The sequence below is a fragment of the Melissospora conviva genome (assembly GCF_049523535.1).
GTDB classification, from domain to species: domain Bacteria; phylum Actinomycetota; class Actinomycetes; order Mycobacteriales; family Micromonosporaceae; genus Melissospora; species Melissospora conviva.
Genome location: NZ_JBLLDT010000002.1, coordinates 354,146 through 379,885, shown reverse-complemented (window position 1 = coordinate 379,885; position 25,740 = coordinate 354,146). Strand labels below are relative to the sequence as shown.

The following is a 25,740-nucleotide window of genomic DNA, read 5'->3' as shown; positions in this document are numbered from 1 at the left end:
GGGCGTCTTCACCTCGCGAATCGTGGATCTGCGGGGCGACCGGTGCGGGAGTTGCCCATTTCGGTGATGCTCTGTTGGATGGCAAGGCCGGTCATGACGTCGGTCGATGTTCGGCCGGTCCGGCCGCGCCGATGCCCAGGAGAGGTATCAGACAATGACCATCAGCAGGGAAATGCTTCAGGGCAGGGTCGCCTGGGTGACGGGTGCCGGTCAGGGCGTGGGGGCGGCGGTCGCCGAAGGGCTGTCGCGGGCCGGCGCGTCCGTGATCCTCCAGTCCCGCCGCCCGGATGCGCTGCAGAGGGTCCGGGGCAAGATCGTGGCGGACGGCGGTACGGCCGAGGTCGTCGCCGGCGACGTCACCGACGAGTCCGCCGCCGAGTCCGTCGTGGCGCTGGCCCGGCAGCGGTGGGGCCGTCTCGACATCCTGGTGAACAACGCCGGGATCAGCCCGGCGCTGAGCCGAAGCGAGCAGTTGAGCGTCGCGGACTGGCAGCAGGTGATCGACACCAACCTGTCCGGGGTGTTCGTCTGCGCCCGCGCCGCCGGCGCGTTCATGATCGAGCAGGGAACGGGCAGCATCGTCAACATGTCCTCGGTCCACGGCCAGGTCGGGTTTCCACGGCTGGCCGCGTACAGCGCGAGCAAGGGCGGGGTCGAGCAGTTGACCCGGACGCTGGCGCTGGAGTGGGCGGCTGCCGGCGTACGGGTGAACGCGGTCGCGCCCGGTTACCTGGAGACGCCGATGACGCAGGGGCTGCGCAGCCACGACGAGTGGTCGCAGCGCCTGCGGGACCGGATTCCGATGGGCCGATTCGGCCGCCCCGACGAGGTCGTCGGCGCGGTCGCCTTCCTGGCCTCGGACGCCGCCAGCTACATCACCGGCAGCATCCTGCACGTGGACGGTGGTTGGACCGCGCAGTGACGATGGCGCAGGGGCATCGGTTAACCCGTTTTCCCGTGAGCCCCAGCGGTGACCGGTGCGGCGATGTGGTCTGGTGACCTCGGTTCCATGGGAAACAAGGGCGCGTCCTCCGCGCCCCCTTTCCAGGAAGTTAACGCTCGTTTACAGTGCTGCCATGGTTGCGGAGAAGCCTGCGATGGACGCGAGTCAGGCCCGGGCCCGCTTCTTCGGGCTTCGGCGGCAGGGAGGCCCGGTCTCCGCCATCGAGCTCGACGAGATCTGGGCCGCGCTGGAGACGGTGCGTCCCGAAGAACTCCTCGGCGAGTGGAAGGGCGCCGAGTTCGACACCGGCCACCCTGTCAACGGCCAGCTGGAAAAGATCCGCTGGTACGGCAAGACCTTCGTCTCCGTCAAGGACGTCAAGCCGCTCGTCTGCCGCGACGAGAGCGGCGAGCTCTACTCCAACACGGTTGTCGGCAAGGGCGAGGCGAGTCTGTGGAACGTCGAGTTCCGCGGTGAGTCCACCGCGACGATGGTCTACGACCGTCAGCCGGTCTTCGACCACTTCAAGCGGGTCGACGAAAAGACCCTGATGGGGATCATGAACGGTAAGAAGTTCCCCGCCGACGGGCCCTTTTTCTACTTCCTGCTCGAGCGCGTCGGCTGAACCGGGCCCGTCCCGAAGGAGTGTGGTCATGCGGATCCGGGCGGCGCTCACCGAGACCCCGGGCGGACCCTTCGTCCTCCAGGACGTCGATCTCGAAGCCCCTCGGCCGGACGAGGTGCTGGTCCGGATCACCGCGGCCGGTCTCTGCCACACCGACCTCGGCATGCAGGCGACCTGGCCCCGGCGGCGTACACCGATGGTCTTCGGTCACGAGGGAGCGGGTGTCGTCGAGGCGGTCGGTGTCCAGGTGGGCGGCCTGGCGCCGGGCGACCATGTCTGCCTGACCTTTGACAGCTGCGGATCGTGCGCGCAGTGCGCGGCCGGGCAGCCGGCGTACTGCCACTCGCAGCACGCCCTCAACACCTCCGGCCGTCGTGGTGACGGCAGCACCGGGCTCTCCCGTGACGGTGCGCCTGTGTACGGCAGATTCTTCGGCCAGTCCTCCTTCGCCACGTACGCGCTCGCCCACGAGCGCAACACCGTCAAGGTCCCCGCCGACCTTGCGGCGGTGCTGGCGGCGCCCCTGGGCTGCGGTGTGCAGACGGGGGCGGGCACCGTCTTCAACCGGCTGCGCCCAGAACCGGGAAGCGCCCTGGTCGTCATCGGTGCCGGCGGGGTCGGGCTCAGCGCGCTCATGGCCGCGGTCGTGGCGGGCTGCGACCCGGTGATCGTCGTCGAGCCGGTCGCCTCGCGACGCGCCCTCGCCGTCGAACTCGGCGCCAAGGCGGCCCTGGATCCGAACGGCGCCGACGACCTCGTCAGCGCAGTGCGGGACCTGACCGGCGGCGGCGCACACCACATAGTGGACAGCACCAGCCGGTCGGAGGTGCTCCGGCAGGCTGTCGCCGCTCTGCGTCCCCGGGGTGACCTCGCCCTCGTCGGCATCGGCGACACGATCTCGCTCGACGTCATGGCCCTGCTCACCCAGGGAATCCGGCTCCACGGCGTGATCGAGGGGGACGCGGAACCGGCGCGCTTCATCCCCGAGCTGGTCGGGCTGCACCAGCGCGGCCGCTTCCCGCTGGACCGGCTCGTCACCACCTTCCCGTTCGAAAAGATCGGCGACGCCGTGGCAGGCATGCGCGACGGTACGGCGATCAAGCCCGTCCTCACCTTCGACTGAGCCGCCCGCCGCGCCGCGGCGCCTGTGCGTCTTGGGGCGGTACCCGTCGTCACCTCAGGGCGGCGGCCAGACGCTGGGCGTTCATGTACGCGATGGCCTCCACGGAGATCATCGGGTTGACTCCCAGCGACGCGGGGAAGGTCGACGCGTCGGCGACGACCAGGTTCGGGACCTCCCACGTGGCGCCGTCGGGCCCGGCCACCGACGTATCCCGGCTGCCGCCCATGCGGGCCGCGCCCATGATGTGCAGGGCAGCCATCGCGACCTGGCCGGGACCGGTGCCCAGGGCGTTCGTACGCCGGATGAAGTCGTCGACGGAGCTCTCGCCGCGCTCCCAGATCCGGCCACGCTGATGCCCGGAGAAGAGCCGGAGGGCGCCTGCGGCCTCGAGGATCCTGGCACCGCCGGCGATCCCGGCGCGCAGGTGAGCGGCGTCGTAGACGGAGATCCGGTAGTGCACCGTCGGCTCGCCGTCGTCGCCGACCCGGACCTCCCCGCTGTCGCGGTCGCGGGTGATGATGCCGATTCCGCTCAGGTGCGGCAGGGAGCGCATCTGGTCCAGGTGCGACTGGGCGCCCCGCCAGCTCATGAACGACACGGCGGTGGCCGGGTTGGTGGCGGCGGTCTCGTAGATCACGCCGTAACCGCGGCCGTCGAGGTCGGCGTGTTCGGTGGAGTAACGGGTCTGCATTCCGCCCTCCCACGGCCGCACCTCCTCGGCGAAGACACCCCAGACGCCGGTGGCGGGGTGCAGATGGAGGTGCCGGCCGATGTTGGGGTTGGTGAGGCCGGAGCGGCGCAGCAGGGCCGGGGTCTGCACGCTGCCCGCGGCGGCGACCACGGCGCGGGCGTGAATGGTCACCGGGTGGCCGTCGGCGGTGTGGCCGGTGACACCGGTCGCCCGGCCGCCGCTGACGGTGACGGTGCGGACATCGACACCGACGACGAGCCGCGCACCCGAGGCCTCGGCGTCGACGAGCCAGGTCTTGCTTACCGACTGCTTGGCGCCGATGCGGCAGCCCAGCCCGCACCGTCCGCACTCGACGCCGGTGTCGCAGCCGAGGACGTTGCGGGGCATCTCGTCGACGTGCCAGCCGAGCGTGCTCAGCCCCCGCTCCATGAGCGCGTCACGGGACGAGACCCGGCCGTGGTCGCGGTTGACGCCGAGCCGGGACCAGACCGCGTCGAGGCAGTGGTCGTACTCGTCGCTGACGAACTGCGGTACGCCCAGCGCCGCCCACTCCTCACGCACCCGCGGCGGAGTGCGGAATGAGGTGGTGTAGTTGACCACGGTGCTGCCGCCGAGGCACTGTCCCTGCAGGATGCTCAGCTGCCCCTCTGCGCTCGCCGAAGGGCCGGGAGCGTAGAGCCGGGACATGCCGGAGAGTTCGCCGCCGTCGAAGTCCCGGTCGTCGTAGTAGCCGCCCTTCTCCACGACGATCACATCCAGCCCTTCGGCGGCGAGGACGGCCGCGGCGGTGCCGCCGCCGGCGCCCGACCCGACGACGACCACATCGCAGTCCAGGGTCGTCGCCCCGGACGGGCGGATCGGCGTCAGTACCGGCTCGGGCGCGTCGGGCCTGGTGCCGAGCGGGCCCGGGTAACCGATGGCGTCCCAGAGCGGCGAATGTCCGGTCGGTCCGGGCGTCATGTAGTACGACAGGGTGGCGGCGCCCTTGAGCGCCTGGAAGAGCGCCCGCTTGCTGGTGATGCTCGACCCGGCCAGGGCGAGCAGCATCTGCTCGCGTCGCTCCTGGCTCTGCTGGGAAAACCGCCGTGGGCTGCCACTGAGGACGAGTTGGGTGACGGGGGAGTCCCACCGCTCCAGCAGCCGGAGGAACTGCTCGGTCTCGGCGGCGCGCGGGTTGCTCAGCACCAGGGCGGCCATGACATCGACCGCGCCGAGCCGGCTGGCCGGCGGAAGTCCGTCCCCGTCCCCGGGGGCGAACGTGTCGCAGATGCTCTCCAGGGCGGCGCGTTGCTTGGCGGACAGCTCCATCGTCTCTCCGTTCGGAGGGGGACCGGGTCGGGCGTGCTCCGGCCGGGCGTGGGGAGGTGCCGAAAATCGGGCTGGTCGATGCTGCGCCGGCCGCCCTCGGGCGCCTGGCGCGGAGCCGGAAGCCGCAGCGCGGTAGGAGCCCGGGGTGTTCATGGGTGCCGAGCACGGTGACACCCGGAGGGTGGCAGGAGACCGGGTCGGCTTGCGGACGACGGCGGGGACAACTCCGTCAACTCTTTACGGCACTGTAAATCATCGTTAACTTTCTGGAAAGCGTAAGAAAGTCATACCAGGGCTTGGCGCCACCTCGGCCGGCCAGTCGCGTGAGGCCGAAACCGCTCGCCGCTCCCCCCGACGCAGCTACGTCCTGATGCGAATGGCGGTCGTCACAGCCGAGCGAATTCGCAATCACATAACGGCAGTCCCGGGTGGCGTCGCGTACCCGGTTTCCCGGGCCAGCCGCGCCGCCCGGTCGTCCAGCCGCGTCGCCTCGGCCAAGTCCGCGGACTGCTCCGCGACCCGGGCGAGCAGGTGTGACGCCCGGATCTCGATCGGCCGGTAGCCGGAGCGGACGGCCAGCCCCAACGCCGCCCGCCCGTGCCGTCCGGCAGCCTCGGAGTCACCCCCGGCCAGTTCGGCGGCGGCGAGTCCGGTCAGGGCGGTCGCCTCGCCCCAGCAGAACCGCGTACGCCGTGCCAGCTCCAGCGCCCGGCGGTGCTGCTCGGTCGCCTCGCCCGTGTGCCCCAGCACGAGCAGCACCCGCCCCAGCGCATCCGCCGCCCACGCCTCGGTACCCTCGTCGCCGATCTCCCGGGTCAGGGCCACCGCCCGCTCGGCGTCGGCGCGGGCCGGCTCGGCTCGATCCGTGCCGCACCAGAGCACCGCACGGCCGGCGAGGGCGGTCGCCTCGCCGTAGCGGTAGCCGAGCTCCTGATTGGCGGCGAGCGCGCGGGAGTAGAGCTCATCGGCACCGCGATGGTCGCCCCGGTCCCGGCGTACGTTGGCCAGGTCGACCAGGAGTACGGCCACGTTGTAGTGCGCCCCGGCCCGCTCTCCGTGCTCCAGCGCGGCCCGGAAGTGGACGTCCGCCTCCGCGAACGCGCCGAGTTGCCAGTGCGAGAAACCGAGGTTGGCCAGGGACATCGCCTCTCCGCCGTCGTTGCCCGAGGCGCGGCTGAGCGCCAGTGACCGACCGGCACAGTCGATCGCCGCCTGCGGGTCGCCGAGACGCTGGTGCACCGCGCTGAGGTTGTTCAGAATCCCGGTCCGGCCCTCCTGCCAGTTTTCCGTGTCGGTGCACCGCAGTCCGTCGAGCAGATGTTCCCGGGCCTCCTCGTACCGTCCGCTGTTGACCTGCACCAACGCGATGCTCTGGTGCATCGCGGCTTGGGCGCGCGCGTCCCCCTCGGCCTGCGCGGCGGCCAGCGCCACCGTCGCCGCGGCCAGCCACTCCTCCCGCCGACCCCGCTGGTGGAAGTACGCGCGCAGGGCGTCGGTGAGGTGCCAGGCGTACCGGCGGGGACCGCGCCGGGCGGCCTGCGCCACCGCCGCGGTGAGGTTCGCCCACTCGGCGTCCAGCCAGGTCAGGGCGGCGTCGTTGTCCGCGAAGGGATCCGCTGCCTCCGGGCGCGGCAGCCGTACGAAATGCGGAATGATTCGGCGGCCCGCGGCGTCCGCCGTGTCCAGGTAGTGGTCGAACAGCCGCCCCCGGGCCGCCTCCTGGGCCGGTTCGTCCTCCTCTCCGGTGAGGCGATCCACGGCGTAACGGCGCAGCAGGTCGTGGAAGCGGTACCGTTCCCCCGGGTGCCGTTCCAGCAGGTGCCCCGCGGCCAGCGCCCGCAGCCGTTGGGTCGCGGTGGCCACCGGTACGCCGGCGACCGCGCCCGCCGGCCCGGCGGTGATGCTCGCCCCGGGCACCAGGCCGAGGCGGCGGAACAGTTCCCGCTGCGGTGCCGGCAACACCCGGTACGACAGTGCGAACGCCGCCTTCACCGCCCCCTCCTCGGCGCCGTCGACGGTCAGCCCGGCCAGCGGGTCCCCGTCGGTCAGTTCGCGGACCAGACCGGCGACGTCCGGTTTCCCGGCCGACTGCACGTTGGCTGCGGCAATGCGCAGGGCCAGTGGCAGGTGGCCGCAGAGCCGGGCCAGCTCGGCTGTCGCCGCCGGTTCGGCCTGCACGGCAGCCGCGCCCAGCAGCGCCCCCAGCAGGCGCACCGACGCGATCGGGGTGAGCACGTCCAAGGGGAGCGGCCGGGCGTCGGCGCGGACCACCAACTCACCGAGACGGTGCCGGCTGGTGACGAGAACGGTGCCGCGGGACGGGATCAGCGGCAGCACCTGGTCGGCGTGGCGGGCATTGTCCAGCACCAGCAGCACGTCCCGGCCGGCCAGCAGCGAGCGGAGTAGTGCCGTTCGGCCGTCCAGTCCGTCCGGCACCGCACTCGGATCGACCCCGAGCGCGGTCAGCAGGTGGGTGAGCGCCGTTTCCGGCGGCATCGGATCCCGTTCGGCGTCGAAGCCGCGCAGATCGAGGTGGAGCTGCCCGTCGGGGAACGCCGCGCGGACCCCGTGCGCCCAGTGCAGGGCCAGGGCGGTCTTGCCCACCCCGGCGGTACCGCTGATCACCCAGATCCGGGTACGGCTGGCCGGCTCGGCCAACCCGGCGTCGAGCTGGGCCAGTTCGGCGTCGCGGCCGGTGAGAGTCGTGCTGCTGTGCGGCAGCCCGGCGGGGCGGAGGAACGTGGAGCGGGGGTCCACGCCCGGTCCGGTGAGGTCGACGGGCGGTTCCAGTGTCGGGTCGGCGCGCAGGATCCGTTCCTCGAGGCGGCGCAGCGCCGGGGCCGGATCGAGGCCGAGTTCGTCGGCGAGGCGATCGCGTACCTGCCGGTAGATCGTCAGCGCCCGGTCGGTACGGCCCTCCCGGTACAGGGCGAGCATGAGCTGACCGGTCAGCCGTTGGCGGCCGGGTTGCCGGAGCACCGCATCGGTCAACTCGTCGACGACCTGCCGGGACCGCCCCCGCCGCAACAGCACCTCGGCCCGTTCCTCGACCGCCGCCCAGCGGGTTTCGCGCAGGCCGGCGCAGAGCCGGTGCCGCAGTTGCTCGTCGGCCACGTCGGCGAGCGGCTCGCCCCGCCACAGGGCCAGCGCCTGGTCGAAGAGTTCCACGGCGTTGTCGTCGCCTGCCGCCCGGGCCTGGGCCACCAGGGCGGTGAACCGGTGTGCGTCGACCGCCAGTGGGTCGACCCGGAGCAGGTAGCCGGGCTCACGGCCGATCAGCTCCACCGGCGTCTCCGACCGCCGCAACGCGGTGCGCAGCCGTGAGACCAGCGCCTGTACGGTGCCCCGGGCGCTGTGGGGCGGTGTCTGCCCCCACACCAGGTCGATCAGCTGGTCCACCGACACCACCCGCCCCGGTTTCAGCAGCAGCGCCGCGAGAACGAGCCGGGGCTGGCGCCCACCGAGGTCGACCCGGACGCCGTGCGCCCACACCTCGACCGCGCCCAACACCCGGAACTCCATCGCCGCCACCTCCCCACCGGCGAGTATGACCCTCCGCTGTGGACGTTCTGCAAGCCGGCTGCAAGCGGTCTGCATGCACGGTTGTGGATTCTGTCTTCCGTCCCGATCGGCGGTCTCGCGCCGTCGGCCGGGACGCGCGGTCGGCTCCGGCCGCGCGTTCACCTTCAGGAATGAGGAACGGCGCGTGGAACAACTCAGACGGCCCGGCCTACGCCGGCTGGGCCTTGCGGCGGCCGCCGTCGCGGTGGCCGCGATCGTGACGGCCGTTGGTGCCGGTCGAGCCGATCCCGGGGTGCACTATGACGCCCACCCCGAGGCGCTCGCCTTCGGCAAGGAAATGTACGAATTCGACACCGTCGAAAAGATGACCGCTACCTCGCATCTGGTGGTCTTCGGCACGGTCACTGCGGTGGAGACCGGCCGGCTGGCCGGCGCCGACGAGGACCCGGAGGAGGCCGGCGGCGACATCCGGCTGCGGAAGGTCACGATCGGCCGGCTCGACGTCCTGCACAACTCGAAAAACCTGATCATTCCGCCCTCCATCACGCTGGAGGAGGAGGGCTGGGACGAGGAGGGGCGCGGTTACATCGTCAACAACGTCGAGTGGAGCGAGGTGGGCGACACCGGCTACTTCTTCCTGCGCCGCGCCGCCGGCATCAGCGACCCGTACACCTATCAGCTCGTCAGCTCCGACGGGCGTGCGCTGGTGGTCGACGGCTCGCTGCGGCCCAGCAACGCGGAGAACGAGCTCGCCGGGACGATCACCACGATGATCCCCAGTTTCCTGAACAACACGGTCGTCGCGGCGAGTGGCCAGGTGGCCGCGGGCATGTTGAGCGAGTCGGTGCCGACGGGCGACCTGCCGCAACCTCCAGAGGAGAGTGGGGAATGAAGCGTACGTCGATCGTCCTTGGCGCCACGCTGATGGCCGTGGTGGCGTTGACGCCACCGGCCATGGCCGGGCACGGCGGCAAGGCCAACAGTGGCAAGCCGGACAACAAGTCACAGGCGGTGGAGTCGAACTCGCTGACCACCGCCGGCAAGGCGGCGGTCTCGCACGGCCGGGCGCAACTGGACCGTTCGCAGATCACCACCTCGACCGGCAGTTCGGACATCCACGTCTATGACAAGTCGTACTCCAGCTCCTGGTACGGCCAGACGAGCTGCACGGACACCAACTGGTGGAACGGGCTCTGCGACCACTACGACGTCAAGTTCAACACCCGGACGATGAGCGGCAAGTCCACGGGCTACTGGCAGAGCCTCGGCTGCCACGAGTTGGGGCACACCGGCTCGCTGGGCCACCGCACCAAGAGCACCGACACTGACAACAACTCCTGCATGCGCAGCGACATCTGGCCCAAGAACTTCGACAGCCACGACATCAACGCGATCAACGACAATGTCTGACCGTCGTCTGCTGCTCTCCGGTGGGGCGGTGGCCCTGGTGGCCGCGGTCGCGCTGGGCGGCTGGTGGCTGTTTCGGCCGGATCTGCCCTCGGACTGGTCGGGCCGGGACCAGTTCTGCGCGCAGGCGCAGACCTTCGCCCTGGTCAACCAGGGCGAGATCACCGGTGATCAGCGGGTCGAGGCGATGGCCGGCCTGATCCGGTTCGCGCCACGGGAGCTCACCCCGGACCTGGAGCGGCTCGCGGGCGCCCTGGGGGGCCACCACGAGCCCGCCACCGGGCACGACCACGGCACGGCCGGACCGAGCCCGGAGGTGGCCGCGCACGAGCACGGTCCGGGTGCGACCGACCACGATCACGATCCGGGTACGGCTGCGCACGGGCACGTGGACGCGTCCGGTGTGGAGGAGCCCGTACCGAACGGTGAAGCGGTGGAGGCGAGCGGACGCCGTGCGGGCGAGTTCATCGAACGCACCTGTCGGGTCAACCTGCCGAACATCCGCACCTGAGCGGCACGCCCCCGAATGGGGCAACGGCGACACAGCGATCGGGGGCGGCCGGCCCGGACCATGCGTCCGGGCCGGCCGTGTCGCCGGCCATCAGTGTCGTCGAGGTGAAGGCCCGGGCGAGCGGCGAGCCGCCGGGGCGCGTGCGCCCCAGCGGGCCCGGGCCGTTCGCCGTCAGCCGTTGTTGTCGATCAGGCTCGCGATCTCGTTGTAGATCAGGTGGGCCTTCGCGCCCTGGTTCGAGGGGCAGCCGCCAAGGTGGTGCAGGGCGACCACCCGGTGACTGGCGTTCAGCACCGGTGAGCCGGAGTTCCCGCCGGAGGTGTCGCAGCTGTAGCTGATGTTGTGGGTGTTGTAGTTCGCGCTGCGCACGCTGCACAGTGGCCCGCCCTGGCTGTCCTCATAGATCGACAGTCGCTTCGGGTTGCCGTCGCCGTGGCCGGGAATGTAGATGCGGGCGCCGTTGGTGGTGGCGCTCGTCGCCAGGTACAGCGTGCCGAACCCCTGGATACTGGCGAAGTTGTTGACCGAGTAGAGGGCGTAGTCCAGCTGGCTGGAGCCGCCGCTGCTCACCTTGTAGAGGGTGGCGCCGCTGACCTTGGTGCCGGCGCCGGGGTTCGCGCCGCCGCAGGTGGCGCACTGGTAGTTGAACTGCATCTCGCTGCCGCTGACGGCCGACTGCGTCGAGAAGCAGTGCTTGTTGGTCAGCATCCGGTTGGTGTTGCCGACCCGCCAGGTGGTGCACATGCCACCGCCGCTGATCAGCAGCCGCGCCACGGCCCGGCCGCGGGCGTACTCGGTGGGGTGGCTGCTCTGGTAACAGACCACGTCGCGGCGTGCGTCCGTGCTGCAGACCGACTGCGTGGAGATGTTGTGCTGGGAGATCTCGGCGCGGTCATAGCCGCGCCAGAACCGGTCGATGGTCGCGGCAATGCCGCGGGAGGGATGCTTGCTGTGCAGCGTCACCACTGCGGTATCGCCCTCCACCGACATCGCCCAGAAGCCCGGTCGCCCGTCGGTGGTGTAGTCCGAACCGGTCGTTCGGCTCAGGTCGCGGTCGTACCGATAGCTTTCCTGGCCGTCCGGGCTGGACACGGTCACGTGATCGCCCGGGGCCAGTCGCAGGGAGCTGAAGTGGACCTTGATGTAGGCCGCGCCGGGGTGGCTGATGACCTGCGTCCGGCCGTCCTGGGCGTAGGACAGCGAACTGGTGATGGTGCGGAGTTCGCCGACGGTGGTGACGCCCTCGCGCGAGAACTGCTCCGCTTCGGGTGCGCGCTCGGATTGTGGCGCGAGCGCCTGGACCGGCTTCGCCTCGGCGGCGGGTGCTGACAGCAGACTCAGCCCGAGTGCGCAGGCGCCGAGCGCGACAGCCGCCTTTCGCAGGCGGCGGGGGATGTTCTTCATCGTCGCTCCTCTTCGATACCCAGCACCGGGGTGTGCTTGCAGACTTCATACCGATTCAATCGATGGATGTAAATAGAGCATGCTTTCGACATGCAGAGCGTGTACGACGCCGTCGGTGGCAGCCAGGAACGGCTAGCCGCGTACTGGGCCGAAGCGCTCGGCGGCCCCACCCTCTACTCCGACCGTTACGGCAACGAGTCGTCGGTCGTACGGATGCACAGCGGCAACGGCGCGCACGAGGAGATGGACCGGCGGGCAATTGCCTGTTTCGACCAGGCGCTCGCCGACGTGGGGCTCACGGCCGGGGCGCTGCGGCAGGTGATGCACGACTACTTCACCTGGGCCACCACGACGACGGTGGCGCAGTACCCCGAGTCCGCTGACGACGTACCCGAGGGCTTGGGAATCCCGCGCTGGTCCTGGGACGGACCGCAGCGCTGAACGGCGGTGTACCTGATCAGCGGCGGCGGCTCAGGTCCGTCGAAGCTCCCTGCCAGGCGTGGGTTTCCGTCCCGGCGGACGCCGCGCCGATCAGTGGGCGGGTGTCGCCGCGGCGCAGCGTCTGGATCGCGGGGCGCAGATCGTGCCGGGCCGCCGCCCCGAGGAAGTCCGTCAGCGGGGACCGGAAGACCCGGTAGTCGTCGTAGTGGATCGGCAGGGTGACCTTCGGGTTGACCAGGCGCATCAGGTCGACGCCCTGCCGGCCGTCCATGGTCACCAGGAAGCCGAGGATGCGGGTGCCGCCCAGATGCACGAGCATCGCGTCGATGCCGGGGAAGCGGGCCGGGATCTCTGCCAGCTCCGGCCGGTAGAGGGTGTCGCCGGTGACGTAGAGGCGCAGCAGCCGCCGCCCGGCACGTTCCAGGTCGATGATCGAGCCCATCACCGGGGGCAGGAGCCGGTCGAGCAGCCCCGGGCCGTGGTGACCCGGCACCGACGTGATCGTCAGCCGTTCGTCGCCGCGGCGCAGCTCGTACCGTTCCCACGTGGCCAGGCCGTCGGCCGCGCCGAAGCCCCACCTCTTGAGGCGGCGTTGCGCCTGCGGGGTGGTGATGATCGGCAGGGAGCGGGGCAGGCCGTGGCGGGCACGGCGGTCGAAGTGGTCGCCGTGCAGGTGGGACAGGAGCACCGCGTCGAGTTCGGGCAGCTCCGTGAGGTGCAGCGCCGGATTGGTGAGGCGGCGTGAGAAGAGACCGTAGCCCAGGTAGGCGTGCTCACCGGCATGCAGGAAGTTCGGGTCGGTGAGCAGGGTGAAGCCGCCGAGCCGCAGCAGGGTCGTCGCCGTACCCACGAAGGTCACCTGGCCGGCGGGTTGCAGGTCGTCTGCCATGTCTCCTCCGAGGGCCGGCGGCAAACGGTCAGTGGCGATCGCGCCAGGCCCTGGCACGCCGCATGTACCGGAGTATCCCGGCGGGACCGGTCGAAACCGGCCAGTCGTCGGTGCGGAACCACGCGTCAGACCCGCCGTCGAGGAAGATCACCGATCCGCAGAGGAAATCCGCGGCCGGGGAGAGCATGAACGCCACCCAGTCGCCGACGTCCTTGGGGTTGCCCCGGCCGCCGATCGGCACGGCCAGCCCTTCGACCGCTTCCTTCTCGCCGCGGGCGATCTGCTCCTCCAGCAGCGGGGTGGAGATGATGCCGGGAGCGAGGACGTTGACCCGGATGCCCGCGCCGGACCACTGCGGCGAGATCGCCGCGTGCCGCGCCCACCGTGTCACGGCCAGCTTCGAACTCGCGTACGCGAACGGCGCCGAGCGGCCGCGGAAACGCCCCACCACCCGCAGCGCCTTCTCCTGGTCGCCGCGGAGCAGGGCCCGCACCGCGCTCTCCGGGACCATCGGGGTGAGCGTGGTGGAGTTCGAGCCGATGACCACCACCTTGCTGTTGCCGGCCGCCGCCAGCGCGGGCCGCCATGCTTCCAGCAGCTCCACGACACCGAAGTAGTTGACCTGCTGCACGAGCCGGTCCCGTCCCGGGATGCCGCCGAGCCCGGCGGCGCAGACCGCGCCGTCGAGCCGGTCGCCGGCCCGTGCCAGCACCTCCTGCGCCGCGGTGGCGCGCCCCTGCGGCGTCGAGAGGTCGGCGATGACCTCGACGTCACGCAGGTCCACGCCGATGACGGTGTGCCCGTCCCGGCGCAGCCGCTCGGTCGTCGCCCGTCCCATGCCCGAGGCGGCCCCGGTCACCGCGTACGTGCCCATGTCGGTTCCTTCCTGTTCCGCCGGCTGCCCGGCCCGGTGCGCCCCGCTCGTCGGTGCCGGACCGGACCCTCCGGCTGCCGGTGGGTCGGGCGCCGGCGTACGTCGGTGCACCGGGCTGCCTGTTCCCTTTTCCGCGCCGGATGCACCCGGTGCGCCCCGCGGAGGCGGGCGCACCGGGTGCGTCACGGCCGTCTGACGTGCCGTTGCCGTGATCAGCGAGCGGCGGGTTCCGCCGGATCGGGGAGCTTGCCGGCCGCGTGCCGGCCCACGATGTAGCCGTAGACCAGCCCCTGCCCGATGGTGGCCCCGGCCCCCGGGTACGTGTTGCCGAAGGCGTTCGCCGCGGCGTTGCCGATCGCGTAGAGGCCGGGGATCGGGGCACCGGTGGTGGACAGGGCCCGGCCCAGCCCGTCGGCGCGGACACCACCGCAGGTGCCCAGGTCCGACAGGACGATCCTGACCGCGTAGAGGGTGCCGTCCAGTGGCCGCAGGTTCGGGTTCGGGGCCACCGTCGGGTCGCCGTAGTAGCGGTCGTAGGCGCTCGCGCCCCGCTGGAAGTCCTCGTCGACGCCGGCGGCGGCGAGCTCGTTGAAGCGCCCCAGGGTGGCGCGCAGCGCCTCGGCGTCCACCCCCATGGCGCGTGCCAGGTCGGCAGGGTTGTCGGCGCGGTGGGCGATGCCCGCCTCGTACCAGGCCTTGGGCAGCGGGGCCCGCGGGAAGTGCGCGCCGGCGAAGACGTAGCTGTTGCGGTACCGCTGGTCGAAGAGCAGCCACATGCCCGGCAGCGCCCCGCGGTCGCGGGCGAGCTCGAGCACCCGCTGCCCGAAGCTCATGTAGTCGCCGGACTCGTTGATGAACCGCTTGCCGGTCTCGTCGACCATCAGCGACCCGGGCAGGGAACGTTCGGCCAGCAGCACGTCGGGCGCGGCGTCGCCGAGGGGCGCCACGGCGGGGAACCACCACGCCTGATCCATCAGGTCGGTGCCGGCGCCCACCTCCTCGGCGGCGCGGATCCCGTCGCCGGTGTTGGTGTCCGCGCCGAGGCTCCAGCCCTCCAGCTCGGGGTGCTGGTGGGCGTGCCGCTGCGGCAGGTTGTGGTCGAAGCCGCCGGTGGCGAGCACGACCCCCCGCTCGGCGCGCACAACTACCGTCTTCCCGTTGTGGCGCAGTTCGGCGCCGACGACCCGCCCCTGCTCGACCACGAGCCGCTCGAGGGAGGTCTCGGTCCAGACGGGGATACCGGCCCGGCGTACGCCGGCGAAGAGTCCAGCCGCGATGGCCTGGCCGCCGGCGGCGTACTCGCGTCCCACCAGCAGGCCGCCGATGCCCTGCGCGACGCGCTTGGCGATGCGCGGGATCGCGCGACCGGGCTTGCGGGCCATCAGGTTCAGCCACTTGTAGTCCGCGCCGGTCACCGGCATCGGGACCGGGGCTTCGAGGACGGCGGGACGCAGCTTCTTGCGGTCTGCGCCGAGGAGCTTCAGGTCCAGCGGCCGGCACTCACAGCTGCGCCCGGCGGCGCTGCCGCCGGGCAGCTCGGGGTGGTAGTCGGAGTAGCCGCGGGCCCAGAAGAGCTTCATCGGCGTCAGCCGCCGCAGCATCTCCACTGTGGCGCTGCCGTGGTCGAGGAAACTGCGCCAGCGTTCGGCCGGCGCGGAGCCGGCGACCACCGACTCCAGGTACGTCGCGCCGCGCTGGTACGTGTCGGCGGAGCCCTCGTCGGTCAGCACCGGGTTGGCGGGGATCCAGAAGGCGCCGCCGGAGCGCGCCGTGGAGCCGCCGACCCACTGCGACTTCTCCACGACCACCACGGAGAGGCCGGCCTCGTACGCGCTGAGCGCGGCGGCGAGACCGGTGCCGGATCCGATGACGACCAGGTCGACCGTGGTCGATTCGGGATGCCGGGGAAGGGTCATGTCGTACTCCTGTTCCTTATATGGATCTCCAGGTGACGCAGGACGGCGTCGACGGCGGCGGCGGGGGAGCCGCCCGCGTCGGTGTGGGCCCATTCGCGCAGCGCGCCCTGGGCCGCCTCCCGGTACGCGGCGGCGACCGCCTGGTAGATCGCCTCGGGCGCGCCCGGCCGGTGGCGGGCGATCTCCCGGGCCAGGGCGTCGCTCCACGGCGCGTACGCGCGCGCGGCCGAGGCGGCGAGCTCCGGTTCGGCGGCGATGATCCGCTGCCACGCCGCGCCGTTCCTGCGTACGAGCTCCTCGTCGGAGACCGAGGCAACCACCGCGCTGCGCAGCGCGTCCGGCAGGGGTGCGTCCAGGGGCAGGGTGGCGAACGCTTCGGTCAGGCGCCGGGTGGCCGCGGGCACGCCGACCCAGGCGAGCGCGGTCTTGGCGGGGAAGTGCCGCATCAGGGTGCGGACGCTGATCCCGGTGGCCGCGGAGATGTCGTCCCAGCTTGTCGCGGCGTAGCCCCTCTCCGACCAGAGCCGCAGCGCCGCGGCGCCGACCGCTTCCGGGTCGAGCACCGTGGGCCGGCCCCGCCGGCGTGGTGGGTCAGAGGATGCCGAGGCCATACCGCCATAGAAGCATTTTTGGCAGGACGCGTCAATAATCGAGCGCCGGCGACAGCCGGGCATGTGACGATGCGGGCATCATGGCGTAGTGATCATTTCTGGCTACCTGGACGGGTTCGTGCCACCGGTTGTGCCGTCAACGCTGGTCCCTTCCGAAATCGGGTCGAGCGACCTGTTCTGGCCCGCGTTCCTGTGTACCGTCGGCACGTCCGCCTCCGCGCCGTACGCCTTCGGCAGCGACCCGGGCGACTTGGACGAATTCGTCGATTCACTGGTCGACCCGTCCCGTTGGCCGGTCTTCACGCTGCCGCTGGCCGGCGACAGTCTCCTGCACATCGTCCTGCGCAACTTCGAGGACGACAGCGGCGTCGACTACCTCCTCGAACCCTCCCCGGGACGTGACGTGATCCAGCTCGCCGCCCTCGACGGGCACTTCAGAGGGCCGGCGCTCGCGTGGCCGGAACTCGTCGCCGCCGCCGCACAGCCAGACCCGGACCACACTCCCGCCGAGCGGCTGCTGTTGTTGCTGCCGGTCTGCGCCGACAGCGACCGTCCCGGTGTCGCCGCCGATGTGGTGGCCAAAGCGCTGACCGCCGTCGGCGCCCGGTCCCGCGTACGGCAGGTGAGCGAGGAACTGCTCGCCGACGGCCCATACCGGGCTCCCGCCGAATGGATCACCTTGGAGGGCATCCGCTACTGCCACGGGAAGCACGCGTATCGCTCTTTCGCGGGTGAACTGACGCTTGCCGATCTGCGGGCCGTCACGGAGGCGTTCACGCTGCCCGCAGGCTGGGGTCCAGGTTCGGCAGGGCGAGCCGGCGGCGTTGTTGTCTGACGGTTGCAGCCGGCTGCGGTGAGGAGCTGCCGGCCGCCTGGAATGCATTCCGATGACAGGGTGCGAATGCCCGGGGTCCCCCCGGAAGCAAATTCGCTCGCCGGATCTCGAAATCCGTCGGTAACCTCCGTCGTCGACGCGAGGAGGCAGCGGTGACCGAGACCATGACCCTGTGGCGGCCGGTGGGCCCCGAGGAGTTGGAGCTCGTACGCGCCTCCGGCTGGAAGGCGTGGCCGCCGCGCCTGCCCGACCAGCCGATCTTCTACCCGGTCCTCAACGAGCAGTACGCCGTCATGATCGCCCGGGACTGGAACGTGCCCGCCTCCGGCGTCGGCTACGTCACCCGCTTCGAAATCGACCGTGAGTTCGCGTCCCGCTACCCGGTGCGGCAGGCCGGTGGGCGCGACATCCTCGAGCTGTGGGTGCCCGCCGAGGAACTCGACGAGTTCAACCGGCACATCGTCGGGCTGATCGAGGTCGTGCACGAGTTCCGGCCGGTCACCGGGCAGGCCCGATGAGCGGCCGTCTGCGGGAGATCGCGCGGCAGGACGGCGCGTTCGCCGAGGCGCTGCGGACGGCCGACCGGTTCGACCATGTGGTGTTCGCCATCCGCGACGGCCTGCCGGGCTGGCCCGTGTACCGCGCGTTTGCGGACCGCTTCGCCGGATCGGTGCCGGATACCGCCCGTTGCGGCGGTCCGGGCTGACCGTCGTGGGTCGGAGTACGTCGATACGCGGGCCCGGGTCGCCGCCACTCGTTCGGATTGCGTACGCAGCTAAACATGATTAATTCCAGAAAAGCGGCTATGTTCTTGGCATGACCTCCGACCTGGAGACCCAACTGCGGGCGGTCTCGTTGCGCGTGACACGGCCCCGGCTGGCCGTGCTCGCCGCGCTGCGCGACCATCCGCACGTCGACACCGAGACGGTGATCACGCTGGTCCGCGCGGACCTGCCCACCGTCTCCCACCAGGCGGTCTACGACGTCCTGCGCGCCCTCACCGACGTCGGTCTGGTGCGCCGCATCCAGCCGACCGGGGCGACCGCCCGCTACGAATCCCGGGTGGGGGACAACCACCACCACGTCGTGTGCCGCTCCTGCGGTGCGATCGCCGACGTCGACTGCGCTGTCGGCCATGCTCCCTGTCTCACCGCCTCCGACGACCACGGTTTCACGGTCGACGAGGCGGAGGTCGTCTACTGGGGCACCTGCCCCGGCTGCGCGACCGACCGCACCTCCCAGTGATCCAGCAGTTCGGAAGGAAATACATGAGCGACACCCAGGATTACCCGGCCAGCGCGCAGGGCGTGGACAAGAAGGAGGCGGCCGGCTGCCCGGTCGCGCACGACTCCGTGACCGCGCACGGCAGTGAGAGCGAGAACCCGGCGATCGACTCGCCGACCCCGAAGACCGGTGGTCGTCCGCGCAGCAACCGGGACTGGTGGCCCAACCAGATCGACCTCTCGGTGCTGCACGCCCACTCGTCCAAGGGCAACCCGCTGGGGGAGAACTTCAGCTACGCCAAGGAGTTCGCCAAGCTCGACGTCGAGGCCCTCAAGCGCGACATCACCGAGGTCCTCACCACCTCGCAGGACTGGTGGCCGGCCGACTTCGGCCACTACGGCGGCCTGATGATCCGGATGAGCTGGCACGCCGCGGGCACCTACCGCATCCACGACGGCCGCGGTGGCGCCGGTGACGGCGGCCAGCGGTTCGCCCCGCTGAACAGCTGGCCGGACAACGCCAACCTCGACAAGGCCCGCCGCCTGCTCTGGCCGGTCAAGCAGAAGTACGGCCAGCAGATCTCCTGGGCCGACCTGCTCGTCCTCGCCGGCAACGTCGCCCTGGAGTCGATGGGCTTCAAGACCTTCGGCTTCGGCTTCGGCCGCGAGGACGTCTGGGAGCCGGAGGAGATCTTCTGGGGTCCGGAGGACACCTGGCTCGGCGACGAGCGCTACGTCTCCGAGAAGGAGATGGCGCCCGAGGTCGGCGCGACCGAGATGGGTCTGATCTACGTCAACCCGGAGGGCCCGAACGGCAACGCGGACCCGCTGGCGGCGGCGCACTTCATCCGCGAGACCTTCGCCCGGATGGCGATGAACGACGAGGAGACCGTCGCCCTCATCGCCGGTGGCCACACCTTCGGCAAGACCCACGGCGCCGGCATCGCCGACGACCACGTGGGCCCCGAGCCGGAGGCCGCCCCGCTGGAGGCGCAGGGCCTGGGCTGGCTGAGCACCTACGGCACCGGCAAGGGCCCGGACACCATCACCAGCGGTCTCGAGGTGACCTGGACCGACAAGCCGACGCAGTGGAGCAACCGCTTCTTCGAGATCCTCTTCGGGTACGAGTGGGAGCTGACCACCAGCCCCGGCGGTGCGAAGCAGTGGGTCGCCAAGGACGCCGAGGAGATCATCCCGGACCCGTACGACCCGTCGAAGAAGTACAAGCCGACGATGCTCACGACCGACCTGTCGCTGCGCGTCGACCCGGCGTACGAGCAGATCTCGCGCCGCTTCCTGGAGAACCCGGACGAGTTCGCGCTCGCCTTCGCCAAGGCCTGGTACAAGCTGCTGCACCGTGACATGGGTCCGGTCAGCCGCTTCCTCGGCCCGTGGGTGCCGGAGGCCCAGCTCTGGCAGGACCCGGTGCCGGCCGTCGACCACGAGCTCGTGGGTGACGCCGACATCACCGCCCTCAAGGCGAAGGTCCTGGAGTCGGGTCTGAGCACCGCCCAGCTGATCTCCACCGCCTGGGCCTCGGCCGCCAGCTTCCGCACCACCGACAAGCGCGGTGGCGCCAACGGCGCGCGGATCCGCCTGGAGCCGCAGCGCAACTGGGAGGTCAACCAGCCCGAGCAGCTCGCGCAGGTCCTGGAGACCCTCGAGGGCATCCAGCGCGACTTCAACGCCGCCGGTGGCGCGCAGATCTCGCTGGCCGACCTGATCGTGCTGGCCGGTTCGGCCGCCGTCGAGAAGGCAGCGCGTGACGCCGGCGTCGAGGTGACGGTGCCGTTCCACCCGGGTCGCACCGACGCCGCCCAGGAGCAGACCGACGTCGAGTCGTTCAAGGTCCTGGAGCCGCGCGCCGACGGGTTCCGCAACTACCTGCGGGCCGGCGAGAAGACCCAGCCGGAGACGCTGCTGCTCGACCGCGCGTACATGCTCAACCTGACCGCGCCCGAGATGACCGTCCTCATCGGCGGCCTGCGTGCCCTCGGCGCCAACCACGGCGGTACGCAGCACGGCGTGCTCACCGACCGGCCGGGCGTGCTCACCAACGACTTCTTCGCCAACCTGCTCTCCCCGGGCACCCGGTGGAAGGCGTCGGAGAACGACGAGCACGTCTACGAGATCCGGGACCTGGCCACCGACGAGGTGAAGTGGACCGCCACCGCGGTCGACCTCGTCTTCGGCTCCAACTCCCAGCTGCGGGCCCTCTCCGAGGTCTACGCCAGCAACGACGCGCGCGAGAAGTTCGTCACCGACTTCGTCGCCGCCTGGACCAAGGTCATGGAGCTCGACCGCTTCGACCTCGTCTGATCCGGCCCTGACGAGCCCCGGCTGATCCATCATGGATCAGCCGGGGCTCGTTCGCCCGCTGCGACCGGTGATCAGTCAGATCTCCAAATCCGGAGGCGGCTCGACGCGGAAGCGGCACCACAGCGGCGGGAATACGAAGCCCTCTTCGGTGACGTCGATGACCCGGAGCAGGTTGATGAAGTCCAGCGCTACCTCGGCCTGACCTCGGCTGAACCGGTCGGCCGGCCGCACGCGCACGTCCCACAGCTTTTCGGCCTCCTCGTCATCCGGGCCCTGCACGAGGTACGGGGCGACGTCCGAGCGCTGGAGGGCAAGGTCCGGGAAGGCGGCGACAACGGCCTCCGGCCGGCCGGAGAGGTCCTTACCGGGAAACCAGCTGTTTCCCACTCGGGGCCACTGAATGAACCAGTCAACCGCGACGCCCCGGTCGAACAGCTCATACCCCCAGTCGTCGCCGTCGTACACGAATACCAGGATGCCGGCGCAGTCCAGCACCCTGGAGACATGCAGTTGGGCGGCACGCCGGAGGTTCCATTCCCAACCTCTCGACCAGACCATGGCCGTCCAGCCATTGCACTGCTCGTGGAGGTCGAACGCGTCGACTTGCGGGTCTTGCGGCAACGACTCGACCTGTCGGTCGTGCCGTGACCAGAAGTCGTTCAACGCAGCTTTGACATCGCCCTGCGAGACGCCGCGGAACGCATTGAGGCGAATGAAAAATCCCACCGCCGGAGCCTAGGGATCCGGGGTGCGCCCGCGCACGCCGATTGCTGCCAGGTCGGCCATCGGCTCCCCGACCTGTGGGACCGGGGCGGGTGCGAGGCCGAGATCGCTCGCAGCAACCTCACCAAGCGCGACCCGCACGGCCGCGTGCAGGCCGTTAATGGGTGGACGTGAATTGGAGGACCGTGCAGAGTTGTCCCGGGCAACTCCGGATGAGGTGTGCATGGAGCGCGTCGTAGTGGTCAGTGGCGGCGGCACCGGCATCGGTCGCGCCACCGCGGAACTGTTCGCCCGCCAGGGGGACCAGGTCGTCCTCGTCGGCCGCCGTGCCGAGGTCCTGGCCAGGACCGCCGCCGAAATCGGCGGTAAGGACGGCCGGGTGGCGGCGCTGCCGGCGGACCTGACGGATCCGGTGCAGGTGCGGCGGCTGGCCGACGAGATCGTCGAACGCCGGCAGCGCGTCGACGTGCTGGTCAACGCCGCCGGCGGGAACGCGCTGTACCACCCGGGGCCGGAGCCGCTGGAAGGGCTAGCAGCGACCGCTTTGCAGTGGACGGAGAACTTCCGCGTCAACACCCTCACCGCAGTCCTGCTCACCGAGGCGCTCAAGCCGCACCTCTCGTCGCGCGGTGGGCGGGTGCTGCTGCTCAGTTCCATCGCGGCCTACCGGGGCTCGGGCTCGGGCTCGTACGCCGCCTCGAAGGCAGCGCTGCATCCCTACGCGTACGACCTGGCCAACGAACTGGGCGAGCGCCAGATCACGGTGAACGTCGTCGCCCCCGGCTACATACAGGACACCGAATTCTTCGCCGGTCAGATGTCGGACGAGCGGCGGCGGCTGCAGATCAGCCAGACGCTGAACAAGCGGGCGGGCACCCCCGAGGACGTGGCCCACACGGTGCACTGGCTGGCGTCCGCCGGGGCCGGGCACGTCACCGGGCAGATCATTCAGATCAACGGCGGCGCCGAGCGGGGCCGCTGACATGGACGCCTCCGCACTCCTCGACAGGTTCGTCGCCGCCGTCGATGCGGAACGGCTCGGCGCGTACGGGTCGTTGCGGGGCTGAAAAAGTCATTGCCTCGCCGACGCGGAAGAATCGCGCCGACGAGGCAATGATCAGTGCGCGCTACTACTTGACGATGGTGACCGTCGCCGAGCGGTAGTTCTTGCTCTTCTTCTTGTCGGTCGGGTCGTAGCCCTTCTCGACGTTGCCGGAGGCGTCGACCGAGAACCAGTTGAACGTGGTGGTCTCGGTGATCCGGAACACCTGGCCCGGCTCACGGAACTCGGTCGCCTTGTAGCGGGGCGAGTCGAGGGTGGGCCGGCTGCCGTCGGTGGTGTAGTAGATGGTCGCCGGCTCGCTGGTCTCGAAGCGAACGTCCACCGAGCCGCGGTACTTGCCCTTGCCGGGCACCAGCTCCGAGGTCGGCTTCTTCTTGTCGTTGCCCCAGTCGGCCGCGACCCGGAACATCTCCATGATGCCGTTGGCGTACTCCATCGTCTCGGCGTGGCCGCTGACGAGCGAGGGGTCACCCTCCCACGGCGGCTGGAACGAGCCGCCCTGCCAGTTACCGGTGGCCGGGTTGTAGACCGAGCCGCCGACCTCCCAGCCGAACGCGTAGATGCCGTACGTGTGGTACAGGTCCTCACGGACGTTGCCGGCGGAGGAGTAGAGCACGTCGGACGAACCGCCGACGTTCTCCGGGGTGACGACGGTCTCCCGGTGCGCCTTGACCTGCGACAGGATCCGGCCGGCCGACTGCCAGTAGAACGCCTCGTCACCCAGGGGCGGGCGCGGGGTGGTGATGCGGCCGTCGGCGATGTACGCGCCGGGCTGCCAGAAGAGCTGACCGCCGTTGGAGTGCACCGACATCATGAACTTGATGTTCGAGTACTTCTCGACCAGCCAGACGATGTTCTTCGACTCCGGCTCGGAGAGCTTCTCCGGGCCCTGGTAGGTCCCGCTGGTGCAGACGTTCGAGCCGCCGGCGTAACCGTCGTGGGCGGAGCCCACCCGGTAGTTGCGGTTGAGGTCCACGCCCCACGAGTTGCGACGACCCGGGTCGGCGTCGACGTCGGCGCAGTGGTTGGTCAGGTTCTTACGCTGCGAGGCGTAGTTGTAGAAGCTGTAGTTCGCCCCGTCGGGGTTGTTGGAGAGGATGAAGAAGATGTCCGTGTTCTGGACGATCTTCTTCGTCTCCTTGTCGGTCTTGTAGTTGTGCACCAGCCGCTCGGCGCTCTCCAGCGACGTGGTGGCGGGCACCCACTCACGGGCGTGGTCCTGGGCCTGGATCAGCACACCGGGGTTGCGGCCGTCGCGGTGCTTGCCGATGCGCAGCACCGGGATGGTGGCCTCGCCGCGGGGCACCTCGCCCTCCGGCGCGCCGACGCGCTTCTCGTCGAGGAAGTCGCTCAGCGACACCGGCGCGACGGTCGGCACGACGATGCCGGTGCCGGTGTTCGTGCGGTACGGGTGCGCCCGGTCGATCAGGCCCTGGGACTGGGACTTCAGCGCCGTCGCGACCTGCGTCGCGGTGCTCGCCAGCGCGCCGGAGGCGTCCTTGGCCAGCAGGACGCGGACGGCCTTGCCGCTCACCTCGACGGAGAGGGGCAGGTTGGCGCCCGGCCGCTCCACGAACTCCACGGTGATGTCGTTGCCACCCTCGTGACCCCACGCGGCAGAGCTGACCACGACCGCGGACTGCCCGGTGCCGCCGATGGTGGCCTGCGCCTTGCGCTGGTAACCGTTGGTCTTGTTCGGCAAGTAGACGATCTCGGCGATGTCCGGGTACTGCCGGGCGATCTCGTGGGCCCGCGCGAAGAGCTGCTGCGGGTGCTTGTAGCCGTCGACGAAGTCGTACTTGTAGCCCGGGTTGTCGGTCAGCGGCGGGGGAGCGTTCTCCAGCCAGTCGGAGACCTTGCCGGTGGTGACGCCACCGGTGGAGCTGGTCACCCGGATCTGGTCCGGACGCTGGTCGAGCTTGAACAGGTTCCGGTGGAACATGTACTGGCCGGAGTCGACGAAGCGGCTCATCGTCCGGGCGAAGCCGAACTCGGTGCGCTTGCCGGAGTCGTTCTCGAGCTGCATCAGCACGACCGGGTCGGACTGTGCGCCCTCCGTGGTGCGAGCCTCGACGTAGAGGAAGCCCTGGCCCTTGGTGGTGAACCAGTCGGCGCGCACGACGCGTACGGTCGCCTCGTCGGACTGGGCCGGGGCGGCGAGGGGCTGCGCGGACCGCGCGCCGGCGGCCTGGAACCCGCCGTCGGCCACCTCGCTCCACTGGAAGCCCTCGTCCTCACCGAGGACCTTGACGCCCATCGCCTCGAGGCCGGCGAGCTGCTCGGCGGTCACGACCGCCTCGCCCTCGATGCCGTCCGGCACCCGGGTGAGGCCGTGCTCGAGGTCGTAGCCGGCGGCCACCACCTTGTCGAGCATGTCGGCGCCGGTGAGCTGGATGCGGACGTTCTGGGCAGACCTCGGATTCTCGAGGTGGGATCGCTGCGAGCCCGCGGCTGCGGGGTTCGCGGGGTCCGCGTTCACGGGTCCGCCGGCGATCAATGCCGACGCCACGAGGGCGGACATCGCGAGAAGCACGATGCGTGGCTGCTTGCCTCGCATGCTCCCCTCCTTCTGTTGGGGGGTCAGGGGTTACATGGCCGGCCGACGTGCAATCCGCACCAGACAGTCCGTTCAGGATGTCGTGGTGTGCCTCGCGCGACGGGTCCGGATCCGGTGAACCGATCCGAGGGACGGTGGCGGGTGCGCGCGGCGGTGGGGGTGGTGGGTGCAGGACGCCTTCCACGTCGGCTGGTCAGGTGACCTGGATCTTTGCATTGTCTGAGCTCGTGGATCAACTGCTTGCCATTATCTGGAAGGACTGGCAAGATGCCGCGGCCGATCTCGGGATCCTTGGGTGATCTGCTGCGGTCACGGAAGCAGATGGTCCAGTTCCGCCAGCAGTTTCTTCGGCGCGAGCCGCCGCCACGCCTCGGTGAACGTCCTGCCCCACCTGTTCAGGTCACCAGGCCCGCATGGTAGGCGTAGACGACCGCCTGCACCCGGTCGCGCAGGTCGAGTTACGAACGCCCGGCCAGTGGCAGCGCCCTGAGGCTGGTTTCGGACGGCGCGAAGCTGGACATCATGGCCGGTAACCGCCTGGTGTCGGTGTGGCCCCTCGCCGCCGACGTGTGGGCGGCCCTCGCGCATCCGGCAGCCGGGGCTGCTCCGCCCTGGCGGCCACACGCCGGCAGTGACCGGATCAGTCTCGGTGCGGTCAGGGACGGACAGACCGGTGAGGTGACCCACGTGCTTCTCAACGGGCTCCCGTACCGGCGGGCCGGCCGCCGTTGTCGAGTCGGAGGGGCGGGTATGTG

Annotated in this window: 22 protein-coding genes; 13 read left to right on the top strand and 9 right to left on the bottom strand. The window is 70.6% G+C overall.

All coding sequences use genetic code 11. The annotated features are described in order from the left end of the window. The first annotated feature begins 154 nt into the window (after positions 1-154). The 3 genes from ACK8GG_RS06855 to ACK8GG_RS06845 all read left to right on the top strand — a co-directional run bounded on the left by ACK8GG_RS06855 (position 155) and on the right by ACK8GG_RS06845 (position 2,691). On the top strand, positions 155-922 hold the full coding sequence (locus ACK8GG_RS06855; RefSeq protein WP_440355871.1) for an SDR family NAD(P)-dependent oxidoreductase: 768 nt from the start codon (positions 155-157) through the stop codon (positions 920-922). 154 nt (positions 923-1,076) lie between these two features. Next, positions 1,077-1,568 (top strand): DUF4334 domain-containing protein, encoded by a 492-nt coding sequence (locus ACK8GG_RS06850; RefSeq protein ID WP_440355870.1) that lies wholly within the window; start codon positions 1,077-1,079, stop codon positions 1,566-1,568. Between the two features lie 28 nt (positions 1,569-1,596). Then, positions 1,597-2,691: an NAD(P)-dependent alcohol dehydrogenase gene (locus ACK8GG_RS06845; protein ID WP_440355869.1), complete on the top strand. Its 1,095-nt coding sequence runs from the start codon at positions 1,597-1,599 to the stop codon at positions 2,689-2,691. Positions 2,692-2,740: 49 nt separating this feature from the next. Here the strand turns inward: ACK8GG_RS06845 and ACK8GG_RS06840 are convergent, their stop codons facing one another. Further along, positions 2,741-4,690 (bottom strand): GMC family oxidoreductase N-terminal domain-containing protein, encoded by a 1,950-nt coding sequence (locus tag ACK8GG_RS06840; RefSeq protein WP_440355868.1) that lies wholly within the window; start codon positions 4,688-4,690, stop codon positions 2,741-2,743. 408 nt (positions 4,691-5,098) lie between these two features. Then, positions 5,099-8,212: an AfsR/SARP family transcriptional regulator gene (locus tag ACK8GG_RS06835; protein WP_440355867.1), complete on the bottom strand. Its 3,114-nt coding sequence runs from the start codon at positions 8,210-8,212 to the stop codon at positions 5,099-5,101. A 184-nt stretch (positions 8,213-8,396) separates the two neighbouring features. Here ACK8GG_RS06835 and ACK8GG_RS06830 point away from each other — a divergent pair, with 184 nt between their 5' ends. The 3 genes from ACK8GG_RS06830 to ACK8GG_RS06820 are packed head-to-tail and all read left to right on the top strand — an operon-like array spanning position 8,397 to position 10,130. Beyond that, positions 8,397-9,104 carry a hypothetical protein gene (locus ACK8GG_RS06830; RefSeq protein WP_440355866.1) on the top strand — a complete coding sequence of 236 codons (708 nt, stop codon included), beginning with the start codon at positions 8,397-8,399 and terminating at the stop codon, positions 9,102-9,104. Beyond that, a complete protein-coding gene (locus ACK8GG_RS06825) occupies positions 9,101-9,622 on the top strand; it encodes a hypothetical protein (protein WP_440352896.1) in 522 nt (173 codons plus the stop codon). The genes ACK8GG_RS06830 and ACK8GG_RS06825 overlap by 4 nt, the downstream gene beginning before the upstream one ends. Further along, complete coding sequence (locus ACK8GG_RS06820) at positions 9,615-10,130, top strand: hypothetical protein (protein WP_440355865.1); 516 nt, start codon at positions 9,615-9,617, stop codon at positions 10,128-10,130. The genes ACK8GG_RS06825 and ACK8GG_RS06820 overlap by 8 nt, the downstream gene beginning before the upstream one ends. A gap of 171 nt (positions 10,131-10,301) precedes the next feature. Here the strand turns inward: ACK8GG_RS06820 and ACK8GG_RS06815 are convergent, their stop codons facing one another. After that, positions 10,302-11,534 carry a trypsin-like serine peptidase gene (locus ACK8GG_RS06815; protein ID WP_440355864.1) on the bottom strand — a complete coding sequence of 411 codons (1,233 nt, stop codon included), beginning with the start codon at positions 11,532-11,534 and terminating at the stop codon, positions 10,302-10,304. 90 nt (positions 11,535-11,624) lie between these two features. On the opposite strand from ACK8GG_RS06815, the gene ACK8GG_RS06810 reads away from it, so the two are divergent. Further along, a complete protein-coding gene (locus ACK8GG_RS06810) occupies positions 11,625-11,975 on the top strand; it encodes a globin domain-containing protein (protein ID WP_440355863.1) in 351 nt (116 codons plus the stop codon). A 16-nt stretch (positions 11,976-11,991) separates the two neighbouring features. Here ACK8GG_RS06810 and ACK8GG_RS06805 read toward each other — a convergent pair whose 3' ends face one another. From ACK8GG_RS06805 to ACK8GG_RS06790, 4 genes are all read right to left on the bottom strand, one after another. Next, the gene (locus ACK8GG_RS06805; protein WP_440352900.1) at positions 11,992-12,864 is read right to left on the bottom strand and encodes an MBL fold metallo-hydrolase; all 873 of its coding nucleotides are present in this window, start codon (positions 12,862-12,864) and stop codon (positions 11,992-11,994) included. 28 nt (positions 12,865-12,892) lie between these two features. After that, positions 12,893-13,738: an SDR family oxidoreductase gene (locus ACK8GG_RS06800; RefSeq protein ID WP_440355862.1), complete on the bottom strand. Its 846-nt coding sequence runs from the start codon at positions 13,736-13,738 to the stop codon at positions 12,893-12,895. A gap of 212 nt (positions 13,739-13,950) precedes the next feature. Then, a complete protein-coding gene (locus ACK8GG_RS06795; RefSeq protein WP_440355861.1) occupies positions 13,951-15,654 on the bottom strand; it encodes a 3-ketosteroid-delta-1-dehydrogenase in 1,704 nt (567 codons plus the stop codon). Next, positions 15,651-16,265: a TetR/AcrR family transcriptional regulator gene (locus ACK8GG_RS06790; RefSeq protein WP_440355860.1), complete on the bottom strand. Its 615-nt coding sequence runs from the start codon at positions 16,263-16,265 to the stop codon at positions 15,651-15,653. The genes ACK8GG_RS06795 and ACK8GG_RS06790 overlap by 4 nt, the downstream gene beginning before the upstream one ends. Before the next feature lie 250 nt (positions 16,266-16,515). Here ACK8GG_RS06790 and ACK8GG_RS06785 point away from each other — a divergent pair, with 250 nt between their 5' ends. The 5 genes from ACK8GG_RS06785 to katG all read left to right on the top strand — a co-directional run bounded on the left by ACK8GG_RS06785 (position 16,516) and on the right by katG (position 20,642). After that, positions 16,516-17,100 (top strand): hypothetical protein, encoded by a 585-nt coding sequence (locus tag ACK8GG_RS06785; RefSeq protein WP_440355859.1) that lies wholly within the window; start codon positions 16,516-16,518, stop codon positions 17,098-17,100. A 152-nt stretch (positions 17,101-17,252) separates the two neighbouring features. Then, the gene (locus ACK8GG_RS06780) at positions 17,253-17,618 is read left to right on the top strand and encodes an ADP-ribosylation/crystallin J1 (protein ID WP_440355858.1); all 366 of its coding nucleotides are present in this window, start codon (positions 17,253-17,255) and stop codon (positions 17,616-17,618) included. Continuing rightward, positions 17,615-17,806 (top strand): hypothetical protein, encoded by a 192-nt coding sequence (locus tag ACK8GG_RS06775; RefSeq protein WP_440355857.1) that lies wholly within the window; start codon positions 17,615-17,617, stop codon positions 17,804-17,806. Before ACK8GG_RS06780 ends, ACK8GG_RS06775 begins: the two co-directional genes overlap by 4 nt. A gap of 110 nt (positions 17,807-17,916) precedes the next feature. Beyond that, positions 17,917-18,345 (top strand): Fur family transcriptional regulator, encoded by a 429-nt coding sequence (locus tag ACK8GG_RS06770; protein WP_440355856.1) that lies wholly within the window; start codon positions 17,917-17,919, stop codon positions 18,343-18,345. Positions 18,346-18,368: 23 nt separating this feature from the next. Continuing rightward, positions 18,369-20,642 carry a catalase/peroxidase HPI gene (katG, locus tag ACK8GG_RS06765; protein WP_440355855.1) on the top strand — a complete coding sequence of 758 codons (2,274 nt, stop codon included), beginning with the start codon at positions 18,369-18,371 and terminating at the stop codon, positions 20,640-20,642. Between the two features lie 75 nt (positions 20,643-20,717). Here katG and ACK8GG_RS06760 read toward each other — a convergent pair whose 3' ends face one another. Beyond that, entirely contained in the window at positions 20,718-21,368 is a 651-nt protein-coding gene (locus tag ACK8GG_RS06760) for a hypothetical protein (protein ID WP_440355854.1), read from the bottom strand. 220 nt (positions 21,369-21,588) lie between these two features. On the opposite strand from ACK8GG_RS06760, the gene ACK8GG_RS06755 reads away from it, so the two are divergent. Then, positions 21,589-22,347 (top strand): SDR family NAD(P)-dependent oxidoreductase, encoded by a 759-nt coding sequence (locus tag ACK8GG_RS06755; RefSeq protein ID WP_440355853.1) that lies wholly within the window; start codon positions 21,589-21,591, stop codon positions 22,345-22,347. Positions 22,348-22,495: 148 nt separating this feature from the next. On the opposite strand, the gene ACK8GG_RS06750 is transcribed toward ACK8GG_RS06755, so the two are convergent. After that, positions 22,496-24,985, bottom strand: a complete 2,490-nt coding sequence (locus ACK8GG_RS06750) for a M14 family metallopeptidase (RefSeq protein WP_440355852.1) — start codon at positions 24,983-24,985, stop codon at positions 22,496-22,498. Between the last annotated feature and the right edge of the window lie 755 nt (positions 24,986-25,740).